This window comes from Pseudomonas sp. TE31087 (genome assembly GCF_057284075.1).
Window position 1 is genome coordinate 657,712 of record NZ_JBXVNN010000001.1, and the last position, 21,085, is coordinate 678,796.

General features: G+C 63.8%; 25 protein-coding genes and 1 pseudogene. 12 read left to right on the top strand and 14 right to left on the bottom strand.

Annotated elements, in window-relative coordinates; translation table 11 throughout:
- The first annotated feature begins 184 nt into the window (after positions 1 to 184).
- The 5 genes and pseudogenes from ACZ899_RS03025 (at position 185) to ACZ899_RS03045 (ending at position 2,402) form a co-directional block, all read left to right on the top strand.
- Positions 185 to 374 (top strand): annotated as a pseudogene (locus ACZ899_RS03025) (hypothetical protein).
- 75 nt (positions 375 to 449) lie between these two features.
- Positions 450 to 716: a hypothetical protein gene (locus ACZ899_RS03030; protein ID WP_234560741.1), complete on the top strand. Its 267-nt coding sequence runs from the start codon at positions 450 to 452 to the stop codon at positions 714 to 716.
- A 438-nt stretch (positions 717 to 1,154) separates the two neighbouring features.
- A complete protein-coding gene (locus ACZ899_RS03035) occupies positions 1,155 to 1,664 on the top strand; it encodes a hypothetical protein (protein WP_234560740.1) in 510 nt (169 codons plus the stop codon).
- Positions 1,665 to 1,901: 237 nt separating this feature from the next.
- Positions 1,902 to 2,144, top strand: a complete 243-nt coding sequence (locus ACZ899_RS03040; protein ID WP_234560739.1) for a hypothetical protein — start codon at positions 1,902 to 1,904, stop codon at positions 2,142 to 2,144.
- A 54-nt stretch (positions 2,145 to 2,198) separates the two neighbouring features.
- Positions 2,199 to 2,402, top strand: a complete 204-nt coding sequence (locus ACZ899_RS03045) for a hypothetical protein (protein WP_198742603.1) — start codon at positions 2,199 to 2,201, stop codon at positions 2,400 to 2,402.
- 44 nt (positions 2,403 to 2,446) lie between these two features.
- On the opposite strand, the gene ACZ899_RS03050 is transcribed toward ACZ899_RS03045, so the two are convergent.
- Both ACZ899_RS03050 and ACZ899_RS03055 read right to left on the bottom strand, forming a co-directional pair.
- A complete protein-coding gene (locus tag ACZ899_RS03050) occupies positions 2,447 to 2,776 on the bottom strand; it encodes a DHCW motif cupin fold protein (RefSeq protein ID WP_234560738.1) in 330 nt (109 codons plus the stop codon).
- A 108-nt stretch (positions 2,777 to 2,884) separates the two neighbouring features.
- Positions 2,885 to 3,700 carry an alpha/beta fold hydrolase gene (locus ACZ899_RS03055; protein ID WP_234560737.1) on the bottom strand — a complete coding sequence of 272 codons (816 nt, stop codon included), beginning with the start codon at positions 3,698 to 3,700 and terminating at the stop codon, positions 2,885 to 2,887.
- Between the two features lie 65 nt (positions 3,701 to 3,765).
- Between ACZ899_RS03055 and ACZ899_RS03060 the strand changes: the two genes are divergently transcribed.
- Complete coding sequence (locus ACZ899_RS03060; RefSeq protein WP_234560736.1) at positions 3,766 to 4,068, top strand: ArsR/SmtB family transcription factor; 303 nt, start codon at positions 3,766 to 3,768, stop codon at positions 4,066 to 4,068.
- Positions 4,069 to 4,863: 795 nt separating this feature from the next.
- Here ACZ899_RS03060 and ACZ899_RS03065 read toward each other — a convergent pair.
- The 5 genes from ACZ899_RS03065 to ACZ899_RS03085 form a co-directional block, all read right to left on the bottom strand.
- Positions 4,864 to 5,907, bottom strand: coding sequence for a purine-nucleoside phosphorylase (locus ACZ899_RS03065; protein ID WP_234560735.1), 1,044 nt, complete (start codon positions 5,905 to 5,907; stop codon positions 4,864 to 4,866).
- A gap of 23 nt (positions 5,908 to 5,930) precedes the next feature.
- Entirely contained in the window at positions 5,931 to 6,890 is a 960-nt protein-coding gene (locus ACZ899_RS03070; protein WP_234560734.1) for a nucleoside-specific channel-forming protein Tsx, read from the bottom strand.
- 350 nt (positions 6,891 to 7,240) lie between these two features.
- Complete coding sequence (locus tag ACZ899_RS03075) at positions 7,241 to 7,426, bottom strand: hypothetical protein (RefSeq protein ID WP_102682584.1); 186 nt, start codon at positions 7,424 to 7,426, stop codon at positions 7,241 to 7,243.
- Positions 7,427 to 7,723: 297 nt separating this feature from the next.
- The gene (locus tag ACZ899_RS03080) at positions 7,724 to 8,752 is read right to left on the bottom strand and encodes an alpha/beta fold hydrolase (protein WP_234560733.1); all 1,029 of its coding nucleotides are present in this window, start codon (positions 8,750 to 8,752) and stop codon (positions 7,724 to 7,726) included.
- A 292-nt stretch (positions 8,753 to 9,044) separates the two neighbouring features.
- Positions 9,045 to 9,986, bottom strand: coding sequence for a LysR substrate-binding domain-containing protein (locus tag ACZ899_RS03085; RefSeq protein WP_234560732.1), 942 nt, complete (start codon positions 9,984 to 9,986; stop codon positions 9,045 to 9,047).
- A 103-nt stretch (positions 9,987 to 10,089) separates the two neighbouring features.
- Between ACZ899_RS03085 and ACZ899_RS03090 the strand changes: the two genes are divergently transcribed.
- From ACZ899_RS03090 to ACZ899_RS03100, 3 genes are all read left to right on the top strand, one after another.
- Positions 10,090 to 10,794: an SDR family oxidoreductase gene (locus ACZ899_RS03090; RefSeq protein WP_234560731.1), complete on the top strand. Its 705-nt coding sequence runs from the start codon at positions 10,090 to 10,092 to the stop codon at positions 10,792 to 10,794.
- Between the two features lie 78 nt (positions 10,795 to 10,872).
- Complete coding sequence (locus ACZ899_RS03095; RefSeq protein WP_234560730.1) at positions 10,873 to 11,364, top strand: GNAT family N-acetyltransferase; 492 nt, start codon at positions 10,873 to 10,875, stop codon at positions 11,362 to 11,364.
- 47 nt (positions 11,365 to 11,411) lie between these two features.
- Positions 11,412 to 11,765 carry an SH3 domain-containing protein gene (locus ACZ899_RS03100; RefSeq protein ID WP_203652265.1) on the top strand — a complete coding sequence of 118 codons (354 nt, stop codon included), beginning with the start codon at positions 11,412 to 11,414 and terminating at the stop codon, positions 11,763 to 11,765.
- A 2-nt stretch (positions 11,766 to 11,767) separates the two neighbouring features.
- On the opposite strand, the gene ACZ899_RS03105 is transcribed toward ACZ899_RS03100, so the two are convergent.
- Positions 11,768 to 12,328, bottom strand: a complete 561-nt coding sequence (locus ACZ899_RS03105; protein WP_234560729.1) for a cysteine hydrolase family protein — start codon at positions 12,326 to 12,328, stop codon at positions 11,768 to 11,770.
- A 596-nt stretch (positions 12,329 to 12,924) separates the two neighbouring features.
- Here ACZ899_RS03105 and ACZ899_RS03110 point away from each other — a divergent pair.
- Entirely contained in the window at positions 12,925 to 13,116 is a 192-nt protein-coding gene (locus tag ACZ899_RS03110; RefSeq protein WP_028691846.1) for a hypothetical protein, read from the top strand.
- Between the two features lie 121 nt (positions 13,117 to 13,237).
- Here the strand turns inward: ACZ899_RS03110 and ACZ899_RS03115 are convergent, their stop codons facing one another.
- On the bottom strand, positions 13,238 to 14,155 hold the full coding sequence (locus ACZ899_RS03115; RefSeq protein ID WP_234560728.1) for a LysR family transcriptional regulator: 918 nt from the start codon (positions 14,153 to 14,155) through the stop codon (positions 13,238 to 13,240).
- Positions 14,156 to 14,255: 100 nt separating this feature from the next.
- Here ACZ899_RS03115 and ACZ899_RS03120 point away from each other — a divergent pair, with 100 nt between their 5' ends.
- Positions 14,256 to 15,017, top strand: a complete 762-nt coding sequence (locus ACZ899_RS03120; protein WP_232855618.1) for a sulfite exporter TauE/SafE family protein — start codon at positions 14,256 to 14,258, stop codon at positions 15,015 to 15,017.
- Between the two features lies 1 nt (position 15,018).
- Here ACZ899_RS03120 and ACZ899_RS03125 read toward each other — a convergent pair whose 3' ends face one another.
- The 4 genes from ACZ899_RS03125 to ACZ899_RS03140 form a co-directional block, all read right to left on the bottom strand.
- Positions 15,019 to 16,437: a GGDEF domain-containing protein gene (locus ACZ899_RS03125; protein ID WP_234560727.1), complete on the bottom strand. Its 1,419-nt coding sequence runs from the start codon at positions 16,435 to 16,437 to the stop codon at positions 15,019 to 15,021.
- A 115-nt stretch (positions 16,438 to 16,552) separates the two neighbouring features.
- Positions 16,553 to 18,382: an SLC13 family permease gene (locus ACZ899_RS03130; RefSeq protein ID WP_234560726.1), complete on the bottom strand. Its 1,830-nt coding sequence runs from the start codon at positions 18,380 to 18,382 to the stop codon at positions 16,553 to 16,555.
- Between the two features lie 274 nt (positions 18,383 to 18,656).
- Positions 18,657 to 19,037, bottom strand: a complete 381-nt coding sequence (locus ACZ899_RS03135; RefSeq protein ID WP_203652278.1) for a glycine zipper domain-containing protein — start codon at positions 19,035 to 19,037, stop codon at positions 18,657 to 18,659.
- Between the two features lie 74 nt (positions 19,038 to 19,111).
- Entirely contained in the window at positions 19,112 to 19,291 is a 180-nt protein-coding gene (locus ACZ899_RS03140; protein ID WP_046855050.1) for a hypothetical protein, read from the bottom strand.
- A 176-nt stretch (positions 19,292 to 19,467) separates the two neighbouring features.
- Between ACZ899_RS03140 and ACZ899_RS03145 the strand changes: the two genes are divergently transcribed.
- Positions 19,468 to 19,818 (top strand): hypothetical protein, encoded by a 351-nt coding sequence (locus ACZ899_RS03145; protein ID WP_186733684.1) that lies wholly within the window; start codon positions 19,468 to 19,470, stop codon positions 19,816 to 19,818.
- Between the two features lie 198 nt (positions 19,819 to 20,016).
- Here the strand turns inward: ACZ899_RS03145 and ACZ899_RS03150 are convergent, their stop codons facing one another.
- Positions 20,017 to 21,045, bottom strand: a complete 1,029-nt coding sequence (locus ACZ899_RS03150; protein WP_203652283.1) for a PAS domain-containing protein — start codon at positions 21,043 to 21,045, stop codon at positions 20,017 to 20,019.
- Positions 21,046 to 21,085: the final 40 nt, after the last annotated feature.

Consider the following 21,085-nt stretch of genomic DNA (forward strand, 5'->3'; position numbering starts at 1 on the left):
TTGCCGAGGCCACAAAATACGCCTAGCGAGTAATGGTGTGATGGCAAAATGGGGGCGTTCAAAGATATTTCAATCTAGCATTTTCATTATTTTGCGATCGCATAGGCTCTAAATGGCAATCCTTGAGCTGCATCCATGTTACTTCAGCCGCTAGGGCAGAATCGTGAAGCGAACCCTCGAAGGAATGATAGGAGGCGGGTGAGCCGTTGATTCGCGAGGCAATTGAGGCCCTCCGTACCTTCCACAATGCACAGGCTGTCTGAGCCCCGGCGGAGGAGATCGAACGACTTCGGGTAGTCGCTGAGTGCTCTTTCCAAGCTGTGACTGACTACCAGCTCTACGCCCTAAGGCATGAGCCCTTGGTCCGTCACTGAGGCGCCGGACGGTAGTGGCCTGACCATCCGCTTGAGTGGTCAAATGCTATATTGATATACAGTATTTGGTGCTGCATGTACTTTCTCCTTGTCCGCCGCCGTGAGCTCGGTTTCGCTATCCCGACAGACAAGTTGTCCAAGATAACCCCGATCAGGGCTGACGTTCACTTGCACGAGTGCCATAGCGCGGCCCTTGGCCGCTGCTGCATTGAGGTCTGGGTGTTCATTATCATCCCGCGCCTACTGGATGCCAAGGTGAATGGCATGGGCAGCCTCGGGCTGAACATCACCGGTGTTGAGGATGTCGACGGTGTTCTCTATGCGCAGGAGGATCGAAATTAGCAAGACAGCCAGGAACCCATTCACCTACGCAGCCATCCCATTGCTATCCACCGGAGCAGGCTTCGCAGCAGCTGGAGCCATTGGGCAGCCTGCTTTTGGGTATAGCGGTGCAGCGATGATGGTTAGCGGAGCTGTCCTGCTGATTATTGGTTTCAGGCGCAATCGTCGTAAGGCTTAAGCTACTGCTCCTCTCAGGCGTACTATGGTGACGAATCAGTGCTCCCGACATGACCTGTTCAACGAATGTCTAGCCTCAGACTTCGAGCCCGCAGCACAAGACTCTCTGGTCTTGTAACCGGTCAGTTCGGCTGATTCTTCATCTGAAGGAGTTCCAGTTTTTATGGATCGTCCCCTGTCGTAGCCGCCGGCAAGCCGGGATATGGAAAATTCATGAAACCCCGCGTACCCTCGGCTTGTTTTTCAGGGCCGGAGGGCCACATGTCGAACGGAATCAAGTTGTGTGCAGTAATCCTTCTGGGCTTCCTAATGACAGGCTGCGGTAGTCAGCGGTTGATCTACTCGCCATCTGCTGCACACTTCGATGATCGTCAACACGCCGCTGATTTCGTCGAACAAGCGTTTTTCGAGGATTACGGAAAGAAATTCCGGCCTCAGTCCGTGCTGATCACCGACAAGGTCATCATTTTGTCCGACGGGGTGATTTCTGAGGCTACGGGTTTTGCTTCTGCTGCACCGCTAGGCTCGGGCGCAATCGCTGCCGGGAGCAGCAGGAGTGTCACCAAAGACGCCAGCAGGCGCATCTATCTGAGCTCCATTGATGAAATCACCATCTATCAGAAGCGCGGCAGGTCTAACCGCTTCACGGTGGTCATTCGTGGTGACGACGGCAGAGAGCTTGGCTCAGTCAGGACCGGTAGCCTGGAGCGAGCACAGCGATTTAGCGATGCGCTGACCTACCTGAAAGGCTCGGCAAGCCCGAAACCCTAGCCCGCGCATGCAGCGGGCTGGCGTTGATGGAGTGGTCTCCATCAGAACTGCGATGCAAACGTCAGCGATACGACTTCGAAGTGCCTGCCATTACGGGATGCTGACAAAAGCCCCTCTTCGGCAGACATTCGCTTCCCTGCTTGCTTTCCCTCAAAGCCAAATCGCCTCAGTGATACAGAAGGGGGGTTACAGCAGAAGTATTTCCGGGTACTTTCCCGTTTTTCAGGAGAACCCCACGTGATTGTTCATGGAGTTGAGTACCATTTCTGCACCGCCTCTTGTGTCACCCTAGGCCACGATGGCCTGGGGCTTGAGTGTGTCCGCGGCGACCAGATCATTTTCGAGATCTTTCGTAACGACGAGACACTCAGATTCGAGGTGACGCTGTTCGAGCGTGACGTTCCTTTGGAGCTGCTCGAGTATGCAGTGCCCGTTGCCCGGGAACTACTTGGGGATTTCGACCCTTTCGTCCCAAGCTGATCCCGGCGTTACCGGATGGGTTCAGGGGTACCTCATTGAACAAGGAGAGTGGTAATGCGGTTGCAGGAAAGGCATGCAGCGTTCAAGGAATGGTTCATACCGAAGCGCAAGCGTCGAGTTGGCGCGGTGATGGTTGTTATCTGGGTGATCGGAATGGTGATCAACCCATCCGTACACTGGTCCTGGTCGTACATCGGGGGGCTGGGGATGTTCTATTTCATCAGCGCTTGGCCGCCAGAGCTCCACGACAAGCGCTAAAGAGCTGGCGGGCAGTGTAGAGTCTGAGCCCTGATCGTTCAGGCTCAGTCCACAATAAAGAGCTTGGCTCCAGTAGCCGTCGATGACCGGTGCGCCTCCGCTTCGTCCCCCACTTGATAGCTCATACCCGGCTGCAAGGTGAACGTGCGACCATCCTCCAGCTCGGTGTCCAGCCGACCCTCCAGGCAGAACAGAATATGACCCTTCCGGCACCAATGATCGGCCACATATCCTGGGGTGTACTCGACCCACCGAACCCGAACGTCCCCAAACAGACAGGTACGCCAATACGCCGTACCGTTCTCGCCCGGATAAGCGACAGGATCGATTTTTGACCAGTCCGTGGTGCCAAACGGGATTGCTGCCAGCTCCATGACAACCTCGCAGAAACAGTGAGGCCTGAACCGTACCGATGAAATCGCTCTGCCAATAGACACAGACCGCTGGGAATTTGGACATACAGACAGTCCAGCGAACCTGCCTCAGGGGCCAAGCTGCTTGAGAACTGCCGCCACAATCGCTTCCGGCCTGTCTTCCTGCATCAGGTGGCCTGAGTTCTCTACTCGGACACAGGGCTGTTGGGAGATAAGCCCAGCAAGGCGCTCCCCTTGGGAATAGGGAATCCAGGCGTCCTCCGAGCCCCAAAGTACCGATACGGGGCAGTCCAGCTTCCCGTAGAGCGGTTCGATTTCGTCGGTGTAGCGCTGATTCATCTGTGCGATCTGTCTGTAGAAGGCTGCCTGGCCAATCGGCCCCAGCCATGGAGCGCTGTACGCTTGCCGGGCTTCGCCACTGAGGGGATTGGCCGCAGCGGTTTGCAGATAGGCTGCCAGCAGCGCCCGGTGCATGTAGTCGGGCATCCCGGCAAAGGCGGCCTCATGTTGACGGACATGCTGAACGAAAGGAGAGCCCCAAGGTGCCAGGGCTACGGCATCGAAAATGGTGAGGGACGCATAGCGCAGACCGTTCAGGTAGTAAGCGCGCAGTGCTGTCGCGCCTCCAAAGTCATGGGCCAGGACGTCAGGGCGCTCGATGCCCCATTCCTCGAAAAGCGCAGCCATGACGTTGTTTTGCATCGCCAGTGAAACGTCCTGGCCTTCCCTCATTTCAGACAGGCCATAGCCAACCAGGTCGAAGTAATACACGGTTCTGCGGTCAGCGAGATGAGGTATGACGCGCCTCCATACCTGCGAAGAGAAGGGGGTGCCATGGATGGCAACCAGCGGCGCCCCGGTCCCCATTTTCCCCCATCTGACGGTGTTGCCTTCGATGCTCGATTCGTAGGGTAGATCCAACATGGCTCACCTCACATTGTCATTTAGCTAAATGACTATATGATGTGGGCATGGACAGATCAATACAGATGAAAGCGATGAGCAGTGAGGTTCGTATGGCGATCCTTCGCCTGCTCGCAGCACCTCGTGACCACTTCGCTGAACAATGGTCGGCAGACCCCGTCGAGTTCGGCGTCTGCATGACCCTTATCGCAAGTGCGCTGGGTATTGCCCAGCCAACAGCGAGCCGGCACCTTGAGATTCTCAGGCAGGCGAGGTTCATCTCGGTTTCAAAGCAGCAAAAATGGTCGTACTGCAAGCGTAACGATGCCGAGATTCTCGAGTACCTGGAGTGGCTCAGGTTTGAGTTGGCGCCGGGTGGATGTGTCTAGCAATTTTGCTTCGCTGGTGCCGCGCAGCACCGCAGGCGATCCGCTTCACCGCAAACCAAACAGGGAGAGTGAGTGCCAATGGGCAGAAGGTTAGAAAAGGTCCGAGAGTGGCTCACGCCACGCAGGCGTATCTGGGCAGGAATAAGCCTGTTAGCCGCGTACTATTTGATTCCGGCAGTCAGCTCGGGAACGAAGGTGGATTGGCTGATAGGGCCAGCAGCCGTTTTCCTCATAGGCGGCCTCATGCCCGAGTCGACCAGAAGACAATGAGGCGCTGATGGGCAGCGCCAGCGGGTCGAAGGAGGGCAGCAGGCATTGTTCGCCGCTGCCCTGTCTGGCGTACTTACCGCGAGGCTTGCCAGCATCACTGCGCTTATCACGGACTTGGCCGTCCTTGTTGCGAGAGCGTGGTTGTTCACCACCGCCAGGTGTGGAGCCTTATGGCCTTTCCCGAATCCAGGAAGCGACAGCGGCAGATGCAAAAGAGGGAGGGGTTGGGCGACCTCCATTTGGGCTTGAGGACCAGCTCTTTCAAGGTGTTGGGAATGGGCGTTCGACTTGGATTTGCCGGGGTCGCTTTGCGACCCTTTCGCGACACAAGGCCGCTCCTACAGGTGACCGCGCCATCCTGTAGGAGCGGCCTTGTGTCGCGAAAGGGCTGCAAAGCAGCCCCGGCAATCTTGAATTGAAGCGGCCATATCCGAAAAAACGCAAAGACCTTTTGGGGACGGTAGGTTGGGGCAAGCTATTGAGTCGAGCCCCAGAGCGTCCTCTTAGCCGGCCTGGGGGTGATGCTCAAGCCTCCGGAACCCCTTTCTCCCAAACCGCCCAATTCTTCAGGATCTCCTGCACCAGCGGATTCCCAGTCCGATAAAGATTCTCCAGCGCCGGAACAAAACCGCCCTGGTCGGCATACTTGAGCAAATTTCCCACCTCGCTGCCCCCCGGCTCAGGCCGATCAAAATCAGACCCCGCCCGCACCACCGCCACCCGCTGCACATCCACCAACCCTTCACGACTGGCCCGCAGCAGCGCTTCATAGGTGGAGTTATCTTCCTGCTGGGTCGTGCAGTACTCCCCCTTGTTATCCGTCAGCAACCGAGTCCAGACCTCGGCCCGCTCACTCAAGCGCGTCCCGGAAAACCAGGTGTTGCCCGCCACGGTGTCACACCGGGTCACCACCGGCGGCTGGTTGGCCGGCGCCATCGGGTACTTGAGCCGCCAGGCCGCCGATTCCTTGCTCTCGCTCAGGCTCACCCCGCGTGACAGGGCATAGGCCTTGGCCTGCAGCTTCGGATTGAGCTCGAAGACCTCGGTCTTGTAGTCCAGCGGCGGCTTCTCGTTCGGGCCCTTGGTGTTGATCCCCAGGTAGCCCGTCGGCCAGTCCTTGGGCGCATCCCGCGAGTCCAGCTCCCACTGGGTGCCGAACTCCACCAGGTAATGGGCCCAGGCGGTGGTGCCGAGGGTCCCGTGCTTCGGGTTGATCCCGGCAATCCCCGCGACCAGGAAGTAGCTCTTGCGCAGGTCGAACTTCGGCGACAGCGCCAGTGCCAGGGTCGAGGCCGCGGCGTTGGTCTGGCCCATGCCGGTCACCAGCAGGCAGACGTCCTGACTGTTGCAACGTATCACCGGATATTCCGCCGACAGGCCCGGCACACGCACCTCCTGCTTCAGCTCCAGGCGCTCGATCCAGTGCTGGGCCTCAGGGGCGAACATAGTGATCAGCATCACCTTGGGCTTGATCGGCGGCGCAGCCGTCTCGCCGGCCTGGGCCGTCGAGGTGAGCAGGATGCCGCAGGCCAGGCCCACGGCGAGGGAAAGACGGTGAATCGGGTGCATGCGAGCCTCCATGGCGCAAGTGATCAGAACTGGTAGCCGACCCCGGCGTAATACCCCCAGCCATCGGACCGGCCGCGGAAATCGCCGTCGCCGAAGTTCAGCTGGCTGCCATCCTGCCAGTTGCCGCCATTGTGGAAATGGCGGCCCACCAGGGTGAAGCGCAGGTGGGTGAAGGCGTACAGCAACACGTTGGTGGATACCGTGGCATTGGCCGTGCGGTTGGGGTTGTCCTTGTGCAGGTCCGAGCCGAAATCGAAGTTGGTGAAGCCGATATAGGTCAGCGAGGCGCCGTTGTCGAACTTGCCGAGGGGCACGATGTACTTGAGCTGGGCCCGGTAGCCGTCCCACGAGTACTCGTTGCTGGCGCCATAGTTCTCCCACTGGTAACGGCCATAGAAGTTGGCCGACAGATTGACCCGCGAATGGGTGTCGATGTCGGTGCCCAGGCCGCTGTACAGGGTGTTGGCGCGGTTGGCGCTATTGCTGCCGTGGTCGTAGATCCAGTCGAAGGCCACATACCACTCCTTGAACGGGCCGACGGCCAGGCTGCGGCCGGCCAGGTAGTCGATGGAGATCCGTGGCTCGTGCTCCATGAACAGCGGCGAGCCGTGGTCCCACGCGCCTTTGTCATGGCTGTTGCCGATGTCGAGGATCTTCGGGATGTCGATGTAGCCGTACAGCTCGAACGGCCCCTTGCGGCCGAAGTACTCGTATTCGAGGTAGATATCGTCGACAGGGCGGGGGCCGAAACTGATGTCCTTGGTGCCGATCAGGGTGAAGTTCTGGTTGTACCAGTCCGACAGGTAGGGCCCCGATTTGGCCGGTGCGGCGGCCGGGCTCAGGGTCTCGCCCTGGGCTGACTCGCTGGGGGGATTGTCCTGGGCCTGGGTGGTGACGCTGAGTAGTCCCGTAACAGCGCCCAGTAGCAAGGAGACAGCCAGGGGGGAGCGAGCTGCTGGGCGCAGGGATGCAGGTTGACGCATTGAAAGTCCTTGTTCATGCGGTGGTAGCCCCGAGAGGCTGAGGTGAGCGAAAGCTTCGGCGATTGTTCGCTTAATTGTTTTGAGCAAACGTTTGCATACTCTGTACCAACCTGCCAGAGGTGTTTGAAATAAAAGCCGAACTCGGGGTTTTAGCTGACCTTTCGGTTAGAAAGTTGCACTGGATCTGGGCGTGGGATGGGGGCGGGCGCGAGCTTGGGGCAGTCATGCTGCGGGTAGCGACGAAAAATGAGGGAGTGGGTCTTCGATTGAGCGTGGGCGGTGTACGCGATGGGCTTGCGGCGCCTCACCAGGGCGAGCCGCAAATCCATCACCACCTTGCTGGCATCACTTCACTGCAGTGTTTCGGGCTTCCTTCCCTGGGAGGCCTCCTTCAATCCCTGCTCCATCCGCCCAATTACCTGCGCCAGTATCGCTGCTCTTTCCAGCTCTCCCGACGCTTTCATCCGTGCATGATCCCGGCGCAGGTTCAGCAGGCATTTCTGCAGTCCAAGCGCCGAGCTGTCGTAGTTGTCCATGTCGTTCTCACTGGCCGTGGGCATCCGTGCCGTTGTAGGAAAGGCTCGACGGTATCAGGTCAATTCCCCAGCCAATACTGATTATTCATACACCGGATCACAAACCCGTAGAAACGTCCTACAGCGACAAAAGAGGCGTCTTACAGGATGGCCGGGGTGAATGTTTCGGCATGCGTCCGCTCATTTTGCGGCAGGCCGCGGAGTACAAGGCCTGCCACGGAACAGACGGGTCGCAGAGGCAATCCGCGCATCCCGGCACCCGACACGCGCCGCCGAAACGATATGTTGCAATTGCCCTTACAGATGGTCCGCATCCACCACGGCCTTGACGAACGCCTCGGGCGCTTCCTGCGGCAGGTTGTGGCCGACGCCGCCGCTCACCAGGCGGTAGGCGTACTTGCCGGTGAAGCGCTTGGCGTAGGCCTCGGCCGGTGGATGCGGCGCGCCATTGGCATCGCCTTCGAGGGCGATGGTGGGCACGCCGATGGCGGGGAAGGTGGCCAGCTTCGCCTCCAGTGGGTCGTAGCGGGTCTCCCCCTGGGCCAGGCCGAGCCGCCAGCGGTAGTTGTGCACGGTGATGGCGACCTGGTCGGGGTTGTCCAGGGCCTTGGCGCTGCGCTCGAAGGTGGCGTCGTCGAACTTCCACTGCGGCGAGGCGGTCTGCCAGATCAGCCGGGCGAAGGCGTGGCGGTTGCTGTCGTAGCCGGCGCGGCCGCGCTCGGTGGCGAAGTAGTACTGGTACCACCACTGCAGTTCGGCGCTGGGCGGCAGCGGGGCCTTGGCGGCTTCCTGGCTGCTGATCAGGTAGCCGCTGACCGACACCAGCGCCTTGACCCGCTCGGGCCACAGGGCCGAGACGATATCGGCGGTGCGCGCGCCCCAGTCGAAGCCGCCGAGCACGGCGCGCTTGATCTGCAGGGCGTCCATGAAGGCGATGACGTCGCTGGCCAGGGCGGCGGGTTGGGCATTACGCGGGGTGTTCGTGCAGAGGAAGCGGGTGTCGCCGTAGCCGCGGGCGTAGGGCACCAGCACCCGGTAACCCTGGGCGGCCAGTTGCGGCGCCACCTGCTCGTAGCTGTGGATGTCGTACGGCCAGCCGTGCAGGAGGATCACTACCGGGCCGTCGGCGGGGCCTTGTTCCACGTAGGCGACGTCCAGCACGCCGGCCTGGACATGCTTGAGCGGGCCGAAGGGGGTGGACTGGCGGGCTGCGGCAGGCGAGCGGGTTTCCTCGGCCTGACCGGGGGTGGTGGTCAGCAGGGCCAGAGGCAGCAGGGCGCAGGCGAGCAGGGCTGAGCGGTTGAGGCGGTTGGCGCTGGCGAACATGGTGCATCTCCTTGGCGGGCCATCGGTGTGGGCGGGATGGCGTGTAGTTAAGGAGGTGGCTGTGTCCGGGGTGTGTCGGGTGCTGGTGGGGTGGGCGTTCGTGTGTATCGGGAGGCGGTTGGTACACAGAATGCTACAAAAGGGCAGGGCTTTGTTGGTGGCTGTCTGGTTATTCGGACTGCGTTGCAAGCTATCAGCGTGGGAGCGGGCTTGCCCCGCGATGCAATGGATGGCACCGGCCAGGCCGGTGATCGCGGGGCAAGCCCGCTCCCACGTTGATCTCGTTAGTTCGCTAGATCAGAGACTCGAGGTTTGGGCGTTCTCGGGTTTCATCGTTTGCCTGGGCCTGCAGCCAGTGCACCACTTGCTCGGCGGCCGAGCCTGCCTGCGGAGCATGGCCGGCGAGCAGGTGGAAGCCGGCGTTGCTGTGCAGTTCATGGTCTTCAAGGGCGAGTACCAGCGTGCCGGCCTTCAGGGCATTCGCCACCAGCAGGCGGGGCACCAGGGCGATGCCCATGCCTTGCTCGGCGGCCTCGATGGCGAGGATGGTCTGGGAGAACACCGGGCCGCTGAAGCGCGTGCCGGGCAGCGCGTAGTGATCGAACCAGCGCTTCCAGTTGTTGTGGCTGTCGGAGATCAGCGGCTGCTGCGCAAGATCCGCGGCTTGCCGCCAAGGGTGTTCACCGCGCAATGCCGGCGCGCATACCGGCACCGCCACGCCGGGCAGCAGGGGCAGGGCATAGGCGTCGGCGAAGGGCGGGGCTCCCCAGCGCACCGCCAGGTCCACGGCGCCCTTGCCGCTCAACGGGCGGGTACTGTCGGAGGCATCGATCATCAGCGCCACCGGCGGGTGGGCCTGGGCCAGCAGGCCCAGGCGCGGGATCAACCAGCGGCTGGCGAAGGCGGGGGTGGTGCTGAGCAGGATCTGCCGGGGATCGCGCTGGCTGTCGCGCTCCAGCAGTTCGCCGGTGGCGTCCTCGATGATGTCCAGGGCCAGGCGCACGCGGGTCAGGTAGTCGGCGCCGTCCGGGTTGGGCCGCAGGCCTCGGGGCAGGCGCTCGAACAGCGGGCGGCCGAGCTTGTCCTCGAGGGTGCGCACCTGCTGGGCGACGGCGCCGGGGGTGACGTGCAGCTCGTCGGCGGCGGCGCGGAAGCTGCCCAGGCGGGCGGCGGCCTCGAAGGCCACCAGGTGATTGACGATGGCGGGGGCATTGCGTCGCTTGGGCGCGCTCATCCAGTAGATTTCCTGCAGGCTGCTGCCAGTATTTGTGATTGGTGCGATAAGCCGGATTCTGGCTTCATGGGCCTACTTGATCAACTCCCATAAGGAGCAGCATATGTCTTCCCAGAAAGTTGCAATCATCACCGCAGGCGGCAGTGGCATGGGTGCCGAGGCCGCGCGGCGGCTGGCCGCCGATGGCTTCAGGGTGGCGATCCTGTCGTCGTCCGGCAAGGGCGAGGCGCTGGCGGCCGAGTTGGGCGGCATCGGCGTGACCGGCTCCAACCAGTCGGTAGAAGACCTGCAGCGTGTGGTCGACACGGTGATGCAGCAATGGGGGCGGGTCGATGTGCTGGTCAACAGCGCAGGCCACGGCCCGCGCGCGCCGGTTCTCGAGCTGAGCGACGACGACTGGCACCGTGGCATGGAGGTGTATTTCCTCAACGTGGTGCGCCCGACCCGCCTGGTGACGCCGATCATGCAGCGCCAGGGTGGCGGCGCCATCATCAACATCTCGACCTTCGCCGCCTTCGAGCCGGATCCGACGTTCCCGACTTCCGGGGTGTTCCGCGCCGGGCTCGCGGCCTTCACCAAGCTGTTCGCCGACCGTTACGCGGCCGAGAACATCCGTATGAACAACGTGCTGCCGGGCTTTATCGACAGCCTGCCGGAGAAAGAGGAATTCCGTAGCCGGATTCCCATGGAGCGGTACGGCAAGGCCGAGGAGATCGCGGCCACCGTCGCCTTCCTGGTCTCCGAGGGCGCGGGCTATATCACCGGGCAGAACCTGCGGGTCGATGGGGGTATCACCCGTTCGGTCTAACTGGCATGGCGGGCATACAGCTGGGCGACGACTTCCGTTAGCATGTCGCCCCTGTTTCCCGCTATCCGGATCCGCCCCATGAGCACCCCGATGTTCCGCCAGGCCACGGCAACCGACGTGGACCGTTGCTACCAGATCGAAACCAGCGCCTACGAAGGCGACGAGGCCGCCACCCGGGAGAAGATCGCCACGCGCATCGCCCAGTACCCGGAGGGCTTCCTGGTGCTGGAAGCCGATGGCCAGGTGATCGGCTTCATCAACAGCGGCTGCGCCGACCAGGTGGTGATGTCGGACGAAGCCTTCAAGGAGCTGGTCGGGCATGATCCGCTGGCGCCCAACGTGGTGATCATGTCGGTGGTGCTCGACCCTGCGTACCAGGGCCTGGGCCATGCCAGCCGGCTGATGGCGCGTTTCGTCGAACAGATGCGTGAGCGCGGCAAGGCGACTATTCACCTGATGTGCAAGGAGCGCCATGTCGGGCTGTACGAGAAGATGGGCTACGCCTATGTACGCCCGTCGGCCTCCGATCATGGTGGCATGGCCTGGCACGAAATGATCATGGTGCTCTGAAGGACCTTCGACTAGCATCGACGCTTTTCGCAGCCAGGGAGAGGCCTGTGAACTACGTCGTGATTGCCGCACACCGCAGTGAGTATCCTGCGCCCATCACCTTCGCCCGAGGCACGCTGCTGGACATCGGCCAGCGTTACGAGGGTGACGAGCACTGGGAGGACTGGTACCTGTGCAGTTGCCAGGGCCAGGAGCCAGGCTGGGTGCCCGGCCAGCTCATCGAGCGGCTTGGCGTCGGCCGGGGCAGGGCGGTGGAGGCCTATTCGGCCCATGAGCTGGACGTTGACCCCGGCCAGTCGCTGGAGGGCCTGCGCCCCCTGAACGGCTGGCTCTGGTGCCGTCGGGCTGGCAACGGGGAGCTGGGCTGGGTACCACTGGCGAAGCTGCGCCAGCTGGACTGAGATCAGACCGCAGCCAGCAAGGCCGCGCTGTCGAGAATCCGCGCATAGTCCATGGCCAGGTTGCCCAGGGCCAGGGCATGGACGTCTTCCGCCGGCCACAGTCGGCCCTGCAGGTCGTGCTGGTCGAAGGTGTAGCAGGCATCGGCCACCACCAGCGTATCGAACCCCAGGTTGCCCGCCGAGCGCGCGGTCGACTCTACCGAGTTGTTGGTGATCACGCCGACGATGACCAGCTGGCTGATGCCGCGCTGGTGCAGCCAGCGTTCAAGGCCACTGTTGCAGAAGGCGTCGGGCACGTGTTTTTCGAACACGGTCTCGCTGGCCTGCGGGGTGAAGGCGGGCTGGAACTCGCAACCGGGCTGGCCCGGCCAGAACACCGAATCGGGATCGCGGGAGATGTGGCGCACGTGTATCACCGGATGCGTGCTTGCACGCCAGGCGGCGAGCAGTTCGCTGATGCGCTGTTCGGCTTCGGGGTTGTTGCGACGGCCCAGGCGAGGGTGGTTGATGCCGTTCTGCATGTCGATGATCAGCAGGGCGGCGTTGCTGGCGAGCGCGGTCATCTCCGGGAGTTCTCCTTGTCTGGGCTTCGGACCGTAGCACAGGTGTGTTGCCTGCGCGGAGGTCATCGCGGGGCAAGCCCGCTCCCACGCCGATCGCGTTGGCCTCAAGGTATGCGCCCCGCGATGGGAGAAATCATCATCTGATCCGCTTTTTTTCCACGAACCTGAATCTGTAACCGTATCAGCCGCTGCCGGAAAATACACCCAGGCCCAGCCTTCCAACCCGGTGTGCGCTGGGCAGGCTGCCCCGCTGCACTGCCGCAGCGGCCAGCCCCGCCGTTACGTCATCACACTGTAGAGGTTCCGATGGGCAAGCTCGCGCTGTTTCTGGGTGGTTTTCTGCTGCTGACTATCATGATTGGCCTGCTGGGCACCATTCCGCCAAGCTGAGCCGCAACTTTTTCCTGTCCCGGCCCGCCTGGCACAATGGCGGGCCAGACCCTTCCCCAAGTTTTTCCCGCCTCTTGGCTGCAGTCGTCTAGACAAGCGGTAGCTGCAAGTCGTTCTCAAGTACAAGTCGCTCGTGTAATCTCCCGCCCCCAATCCCAGGGCCCGGGCACACGGGCCGTTTACTTGCCTTGGAGACAATACACACTATGGAATGCAAGAAAGGCACTGCAGCGATGCTGGAGTGGCGCGGTCGTTTTCTCGGTGAGGGCATCCTCCACGAAGCGGACTACGATCAGGCACTGCGCCGTGCCGAAGAGTTGGAGCGTTCCGGTGTGATCAGCGCAAGCGAATGGATCGAGTTGGTCAAGTTGGCCAATGCGGCCTTGCTGCGCTTGTAAAAATTCCTTCAAGGCTTGCAGAAACTGTCCACAAAATTCGTGGGTAGGTCTGTGGATAAAGCGCTACAGGCCATGGTTCTCAGGGCCTCTGTTAGATTGAGCAGAAATTGAGCAGCCCACTTCAGGGCTGTTCCCCTCCCCGCAGACCGGCCTCGCGCAGGGTCTGCAGCAGCTCGCGGACCTTCGCCGGCAGGTCGCCGGCCGGGTACACGGCGTGCATCTGCGGGTCCTGCCCGGTGCTGGATGTCAGGTGGTAGTCGGGGCAGACCCGCACCAGGCGCCCGGCACGCACCTGCGGCTCCCCCAGCCAATCCGCCAGCCGGGCGATACCGGCCCCTGCCAGGGTACTCTGCAGCACCGCCACCCCCGAGCCCAGGCGCAGCCGTGGTCGCGGGCGCAGGCTGACGATGTGTCCGTCCTTGCTGAAATGCCAGGCCTTCAGGATGCGTGGCGCGGTGTGCAGGATCAGCGTATGCCGCTCCAGGTCTTCCAGCACCTGCGGTGTGCCGGTCAGCGCCAGGTATTGAGGGCTGGCGTAGAGATGGCGGCGGTAACGCCATAGTGGGTAGCCGATCAGCTCGCTGGACTGCGGGAAGGCCCCGCGGATCACGAAATCCAGCTTGCCTTGCAACGGGTCGAAGGCCTGGTCGCCGTACTGTACGTCGAGGGTGACGTGGGGGTGGCGCCGGGCAAATTCGGCCAGCACCGTCGGCAACACCTGCTGGGCCAGCACCTCGGGCGCGGCCAGGCGGATCCAGCCCTGGGCGTCGCCGGTCAGCGCTGCCAGTTCGTCGGCGGCGTCCCGTTGCACATCCAGCAAGCGCTCGGCATGGGGCAGCAGTCGCTCGCCAGCTTCGGTCAGGGATACCGAGCTGGCGCTGCGGTTGAACAGCTTGGCGCCGCTGTTATCCTCCAAGGCCTGCACGGCCCGTGTTACCGCGCTGGGTGAGCGACCCAAGGCACGGGCGGCGCTGACGAAGCTGCGCTTGTGCGCGACGCTGACGAACGCCTGTATTTCTCGCAGCATGTCCAGTGCCATTACGGGGTTCCTTGTTGCAGTTTTCGCAATATGGCATTTCAACACACGCGCGGCGCTTTGATTAGTCTGGCAGCCTGTTTTATGCCGCCCGGACCCCGAGATGATGGATATCGCCCTGCTTTCACTGTTCGCCTTCGCCGCTGGCCTGATCGATGCCGCCGTGGGAGGCGGCGGGTTGATCCAGATCCCGGCGCTGTTCAACGTGCTGCCCAACGCCCAGCCGGCGGCGTTGCTGGGCAGCAACAAGCTGGCCTCGGTGTGCGGCACCAGCTTTGCGGCGCGTTCGTTCATCCGCAAGGTCAAGCTGGACTGGGGGCTGATCGTGCCGGCGGCGCTGAGCGCCTTCGTCATGTCGTTCTGCGGCGCGGCCACCGTGTCGCTGGTACCGGCAAGCGTGATGCGGCCGATGGTGCTGGTGTTGATCGTGCTGATGGCCATCTACACCTTCTGCAAGAAGGACTTCGGCACCTTGCACAAACCCATGGCGATCGGCCGCAAGGAACAGTGCCTGGCGGTGTTGATCGGCGGCGCCATCGGCTTCTATGACGGATTGTTCGGCCCAGGCACTGGCAGCTTCCTGATCTTCCTGTTCATCCGCTTCTTCGCCCTGGACTTCCTGCATGCCTCGGCTTCGGCGAAGCTGGTCAACATCGCCACCAACCTGGCGGCGTTGGTGTTCTTCATTCCGTCGGGCAATGTGCTGTGGGCCATTGCGCTGCCGATGGCGCTGTTCAACATCCTCGGCGCGCTGACCGGCACCTGGCTGGCGGTGCGCAAGGGCGCGGGGTTCGTGCGCGGGCTGTTCCTGGTGCTGCTGTGCGTGCTGATCGCCAAGCTGAGCTGGGACCTGCTGGCCGGCTGAGTCACACCACCTGGCGCTGTCCCTCGGCCTGTTCGACCCGGTTGCGACCCTGGGCCTTGGCCCGGTAGAGCGCCTGGTCGGCGCTGGCCAGCAGTTCGTCGAGGCTGGGCGCCGGGGTGTCGGCGGTGCAACCGCTTACTCCGATGCTCACGGTGATCCGCAGCACCTGCCCGGGCTGCGCGATGTGCTGGTCCTGTACCGCCCGACGCAGGCGCTCGGCGGTGAACCTGGCCAGTTCCGGTGCCAGCCCCGGCACGACGATGACGAATTCCTCGCCGCCCAGGCGGGCGAACAGCTCGCCGTCGTGCAACTGGTCCTGCAAGGTCATGGCGAACTGGCGCAGCACCTGGTCGCCGACTGCGTGGCCATGCTGGTCGTTGATGGTCTTGAAGTGATCGATGTCGAGCATCATCAAGGTCAGCGGCGCTTGCCGACGGTTGTCGAGCAGGGCGTGGGCGCGGCGGATGAAGGCGCTGCGGGACAGGGTGCCAGTGAGGTGGTCGATGGTCGCCTGATGCGCCAGGCGCGCCATCAGGCTGCGGTTGGCGCTGCTGACACAGGCCAGCACCAGCGGGCCGAGCACCAGCATGGCGATGCCCAGGCGCGCCGACATCAGGGTGGTGACCCCCGATTCGCTCTGCGGGATGCTGAAGTGCATGAGGTTCTGCGCCACGGCGACGATCAGCGTGCTGCCGGCGGTGAGCGCCAGCAGCGCCACCAGGAATGGCGAGTAGCTGAGCGCGCACCACAGCAGCGCGGCGATCGGGAAGGCGATGGCCCCGGGGCCGCCGAAGACGATGCTGACCGCCAGCGAGGCGAGCAGCACCAGCAGCGGCGCCAGGCGGATCGGCTGGCTGGCGCTGCCGTGGCCGCTCAGGGCGCGTGGCGAGGGGGCGGTGAGCAGCACGGGCAGGACCAGCACGCTGGTGGAGAACTGCTCGCTGAACCAGGCAAGCCAGGTGGCGCGCAGCGATTGTTCGAACCAGGGCGTGGCCATCACGCAGGCCAGGCTGGCGGCGACCACGGCGCCGACCGCGCAGGTGCCGAACAGGTACAGGGTGCCGTGGGGCGTGCGCAGGCGTCGGTGCACGCGTGGCAGGCGGGCCATCAGGTACCAGATGCTGACGATGGCGCCGAGGTTGCACAGGTTGAACCACAAGGCTGGCTTCCAGGCGCTGCCGCAGGCCAGGTCGGCGCCCACCATGGCCAGGTAGATCAGGGCGAAGCCGGAGGGGGTGGCCTGGCGCGGATTGCGCAGCAGCACCCCGGCGAGCACCGCGTTCACCGGCCAGAACAGCGACAGCGATTCGATGGGGCGGGCGAGGATGCCGGCCAGGGTCAAGGCGAGGGTCAGGCCGAACAGGCTCAGCAGGGGCAGCAGGCGCGACGGGGCTGGTGACACCATGGGTTCGACCGGCAAGCGAAGACGAAATCCAGGAAAACGGCCGTAGGCACCTGGGACGATAGTCTGAGAGTGTCTTTCAAGTCGCCAATTGATGTCAATTCGCCGCAAATCGCCTGGATCGTGCCGCCGACTACAAGCCGAACACCCACGGCACCATCAGCACGGTGACCAGCATCACCAGCAGGGTGAAGGGCACCCCGATTTTGACGAAGTCGGCGAAGCGATACTGGCCGGGGCCCAGCACCAGGGTGTTGACCGGCGACGACACCGGCGTCATGAACGCCGCCGACGCCGCCAGGGCCACGGTCATGGCGAACGGGTAGGGCGACATGCCCAGCTGCTGCGCGGTGCTGACCGCTACTGGGGCCATCAGCACCGCCGTCGCGGTGTTGGAGATGAACAGGCCGATCAGCGCGGTAAGGGCGAACAGGCAGGCGAGGATCACGCTCGGCCCGGCGCCGCCGAGGGTGTTGACCAAGGCGCCGACGGCCAGGTCGATGCCGCCGGTCTTCTGCAGGGCCAGGGCGAAGGGCAGCATGCCGACGATCAGCACCAGGCTCTGCCAGTGGATGGCGCGGTAGGCGCTGTTCATGTCGATGCACCGGCCGGCGCCCATCAGCAGGCAGCCGATCAAGGCGGCGATGACATTGGGTACCAGGCCGCTGACCATCAACCCGACCATCACCGCCAGGCTGATCAGCGCGTAGGGCGCGCGGGCGCGAGCCGGGGCGACCTGGTCGATTTCCGCCGGCAAGCTCAGCACCAGGAAGTCGCGGGGCTTGCCCTGCAGTTGGCGTACCGCTTTCCACGGGCCGACCACCAGCAGGGTGTCGCCCAGGCGCAGCTTTTCTTCCACCAGCGGCCCTTCGATCGCCTGCTGGTCGCGGCGCAGGCCGACCACATTGAGGTCATAGCGGGTGCGGAAGGTCAGCTCGAGGAGGGTCTTGCCGATCAGTTGCGAGCCCGGAGGCAGCGAGATCTCGGCCATGCCCACTTCCTGGGACTGGTCGATGAAATAGGCCGCCTTGAAGTGCAGGGGCTCGAGCAGCATCGACTGGCACAGGCTGCGCAGGTCGTCGCGGTTGGCGAACAGGTCCAGCAGCAGCACGTCGTCCTGTTGCAGCAGGGTACCGGAGTCGGCGGGGATCACCCGGGTGGTGAACTTGTGCTGGCGTTCGATGCCGATCACGTTGGCGCCGTGGCGGGTGCGCAGCTCCAGCTCGCCCAGGGTGTGGCCGATCAGCGGCGAATGGGGGCGGATGCGCAGGCGCCGCTCGCGGCCGCTGAGCTTGTAGTCCAGCACCAGGTCGAGCAGGGTGCGTCGGCTCTCGACGCGGCCGTCCTTGCGCACCTCGCCGTTGAGCCAGTGGCGGGTCAGCAGCATGTAGCCGATGCCCAGCACCAGCACCACCAGGCCGAAGGGGGTGAAGCTGAAAAAGCCGAAACCGCTTTCGCCGTGGCGCACCAGCTCGCTGTGCACCACCACGTTCGGCGGGGTCGCCACCAGGCTGAGCATGCCGCTGATCAGGCCGGCAAAGCTCAGCGGCATCATCAGCCGGCTGGGCGAGAGCTGCAGGCGCGCGGCGATGCTCAGCACCACCGGGATGAAGAGAGCCACCACGCCGGTGGAGCTCATCACCGAGCCCAGGCCGGCCACCGCCACCATCAGCAGCACCAGCAGGCGCGCCTCGCTGTTGCCGGCGCGCTCGCTCATCCACTCACCGATGCGATAGGCAATGCCGGTGCGCACCAGCCCTTCGCCGATCACGAACAGCGCGGCGATCAGCACCACGTTGGGGTCGCTGAAACCGGCCAGGGCCTGCTCGACGGTGAGAATGCCGGACAGCGGCAGCGCGAGGATCACCAGCAGGGCGACCACGTCCATGCGCGGACGGTTGATGATGAACAGGACGACGACGACGGCCAGCAGGCCTAGGACCCAGAGCAGCTCATGGTTCATGGGGAGGGGTGTTCCTTCACACAGGGGCACGAAAGGTGGTGGCCCTAGTGTGGCAGCTTGACGCGAATGCGTCGTTGACGTGCTGCAGTGTTTTGCCGGGTGGTGACCAGGTGCGCGATGGCAGAGTGCTTGGGGGCGGATGTGTGGGAGCCAATTTTGTGGGAGCGGGCTTGCCCCGCGATGAAGCCAGCCTGGACAACATCACCGCCAGGTCAGCCGCCATCGCGGGGCAAGCCCGCTCCCACAAGGCCCGCAGGCTCGCCCGTGTTACTTGTTAGTGGCGATGCTTGTGCTTGCGGTTGTTGTCGCCCATGTGGTTGCCGATCGCGCCGCCCGCCGCGCCGCCCAGGCCCGCGCCGACGGTCGAGCCGGTGGAGCCGCCGAGCTTGCCGCCGATCAGCGAGCCGCCGGCCGAACCCAGGCCACCGCCGATGGCGGCTTCGGCACGGTTGCCCTTGCGTGCGCCCACCGCGCTGCCGGCCGCGCCGCCCAGGCCCGCGCCGATGGCCGCGCCGGTGCTGCCGCCGATCTGTTTGCCGACGACGTTGCCCAGGGCACCGCCCAGGCCGCCGCCGATGGCAGCGGTACCGTCACCGGCGAAGGCGCCCTGGCAGAGCAGCAGGCCGAGGGCGAGGGAAGGCAGAGTCAGACGCATGTTGTGAACCTCAGGGGAATCATCAGGGGTAGGGTGCCGCGTGGTTGGCGGCGAGTCAGGGTTTGAAAGACGCTTCAGCGGTAGTAGCGGTCACGGTACTGGCGGTCGTCATCGTCACGGTCGTGGCGATGGTGATGACGGTGGCCGCGGTCACGGTCGCGCCAGCCGTCGTCATCGTCGTGGTAGTGGTTGCTGTAGCAGCCACCGAGCAGCAGCAGGGTGGCGACCATCGAAAGGCTTGCAAGGCGTTTCATCACGTTATAGGTCCTTGATCCGCAACGGTTTACGCGGTACCTCCTGTGACCTGTGGCGATCGATTTGGTTCTTCGCCGCGCAAACTTTTATCGCGGCGGCGATGAGCGGTAGCGGCGATTCCCCGGCCGGCCCGGCAGTGCTAGAGTCTGCTTCTTTTTTGTCCCGAGGATGGAACATGCGAGCAATTCTGCCGATCACCGTGGCGCTGCTGCTGGCGGGCTGTGCATCGTCGACCATGGAAGCGGCGCGCAACGGCTCGCCCACCGCACGCCTGGATTCGCACAAGACGCCGGACCTGGTCGCCCAGTGCATCCAGTTCAGCTGGCAGGAAGAGAACACCTTCGGGGTCGATGCCAGCGGCTACCTGGAGGCGCGCAAGCAGGGCGGGTTCACCGTGTACACCCGGGAGGCGGAGTCGTTCGTCGATGTCTACGCCCAGGCGGGGGGCACGCGGGTGGACTATTACGCGCAGAAGAATGACGGCGTGGCGTTGCAGCGCCGGGCGGCGGCGGCCACCTGTCTGTAGCTTGAAGCCAGGCCAGTGCAGGACTGGAACAGGCAAATCGACACCCTGTGGGAGCAACTGTCTTGCTCATTTTTTGGAGTCTGGCGCGATACCTGTGGGAGCGGGCTTGCCCGCGAACACCGGCGTAGCCGGTGCCAAGCACCGCGTCGGATTCTTCGCGGGTAAACCCGCTCCCACAGGGGGGGGGCGCTGTGATGCTTACCCTGCCGCGCGCTCGGCAGTGATGTCCTCGAACACGCTGATCAGATGCTCCGGCTGCCCGTCGGCGCGACGTTCGAGTGAGGTGCGCGCCCGTACCCAGATATAGCGCCCGTCCTTGTGGCGCACGCGCTTCTGCACCTCGTAACGCTCGATCTCGCCGGCCAGCATGCGCTGCAGCAACGCCAGGTTGCCCGGCAGGTCGTCGGGGTGGGTGATCTGCTGGAAGGTCGTGCCGTACAGTTCGTCCTCGCGGTAGCCCAGCAGCTCGCAGAAGCTGCCGTTGACCCGCTGCCAGCTGCCATCCGGGTCGATATAGGCCAGCGCGCCCCAGGCCAGTTCGAAGATGGTGCGAAAACGCGCCTCGCTCTGGCGCAGCTCTTCTTCGGCGACCTTGCGCTCGGTGTTGTCCATGCTGATGCCGACCATCTTCACCGGGCGCCCGACGCTGTCACGCAGCACCGTGGCGCGCGAGGCGATCCAGCGCTGGCCACCGTCGGGGCGAGTGATGCGAAAATCGCATTCGCAGCCGGTGCCGTCGGCCACCGCCTGGGCATACATGCCCTGCATGTGGCGGGCGTCATCGGCGTGGATGTGTTCCCAGAAGTCCTCGTTGCGGCGCAGCGGCCAGCCATACACCGCCTCGACGTTGGGCGAGTAGGTCACTTCGTCGGTGACCAGGTTCCATTCCCAGGTGACGATGCGCGCGCCTTCCTGGGCCAGCTTCATGCGCGTCTCGCTTTCCATGATCTCGGCGGTGTAGCGGCGGCGCACATCGGTCATCGGCAGCTCGACCACCTCGGCCTGGCGCACGCTGTGCAGGGCCTCTTCGCCGTAGCGCAGCCAGATCCAGTTGACCTTGAGCAGGTCGGCCAGGCGGCGCAGGTTGTCGTAGTCGATCTCGCCGCCACGGGTCCACTTGTGCACCGCCGTGCGCGAGATCCCCAGCGCCGTGCCCACGGCCTGCAGGGTCAGCTTGTGGTGTTCGAGCAGTTCCTTGAGGCGAAAGGCGAAGCTGTTTTCGGTCATGGGCGCTGGATCCTTGGGCGGGCACGAAGCGGGCAGTATA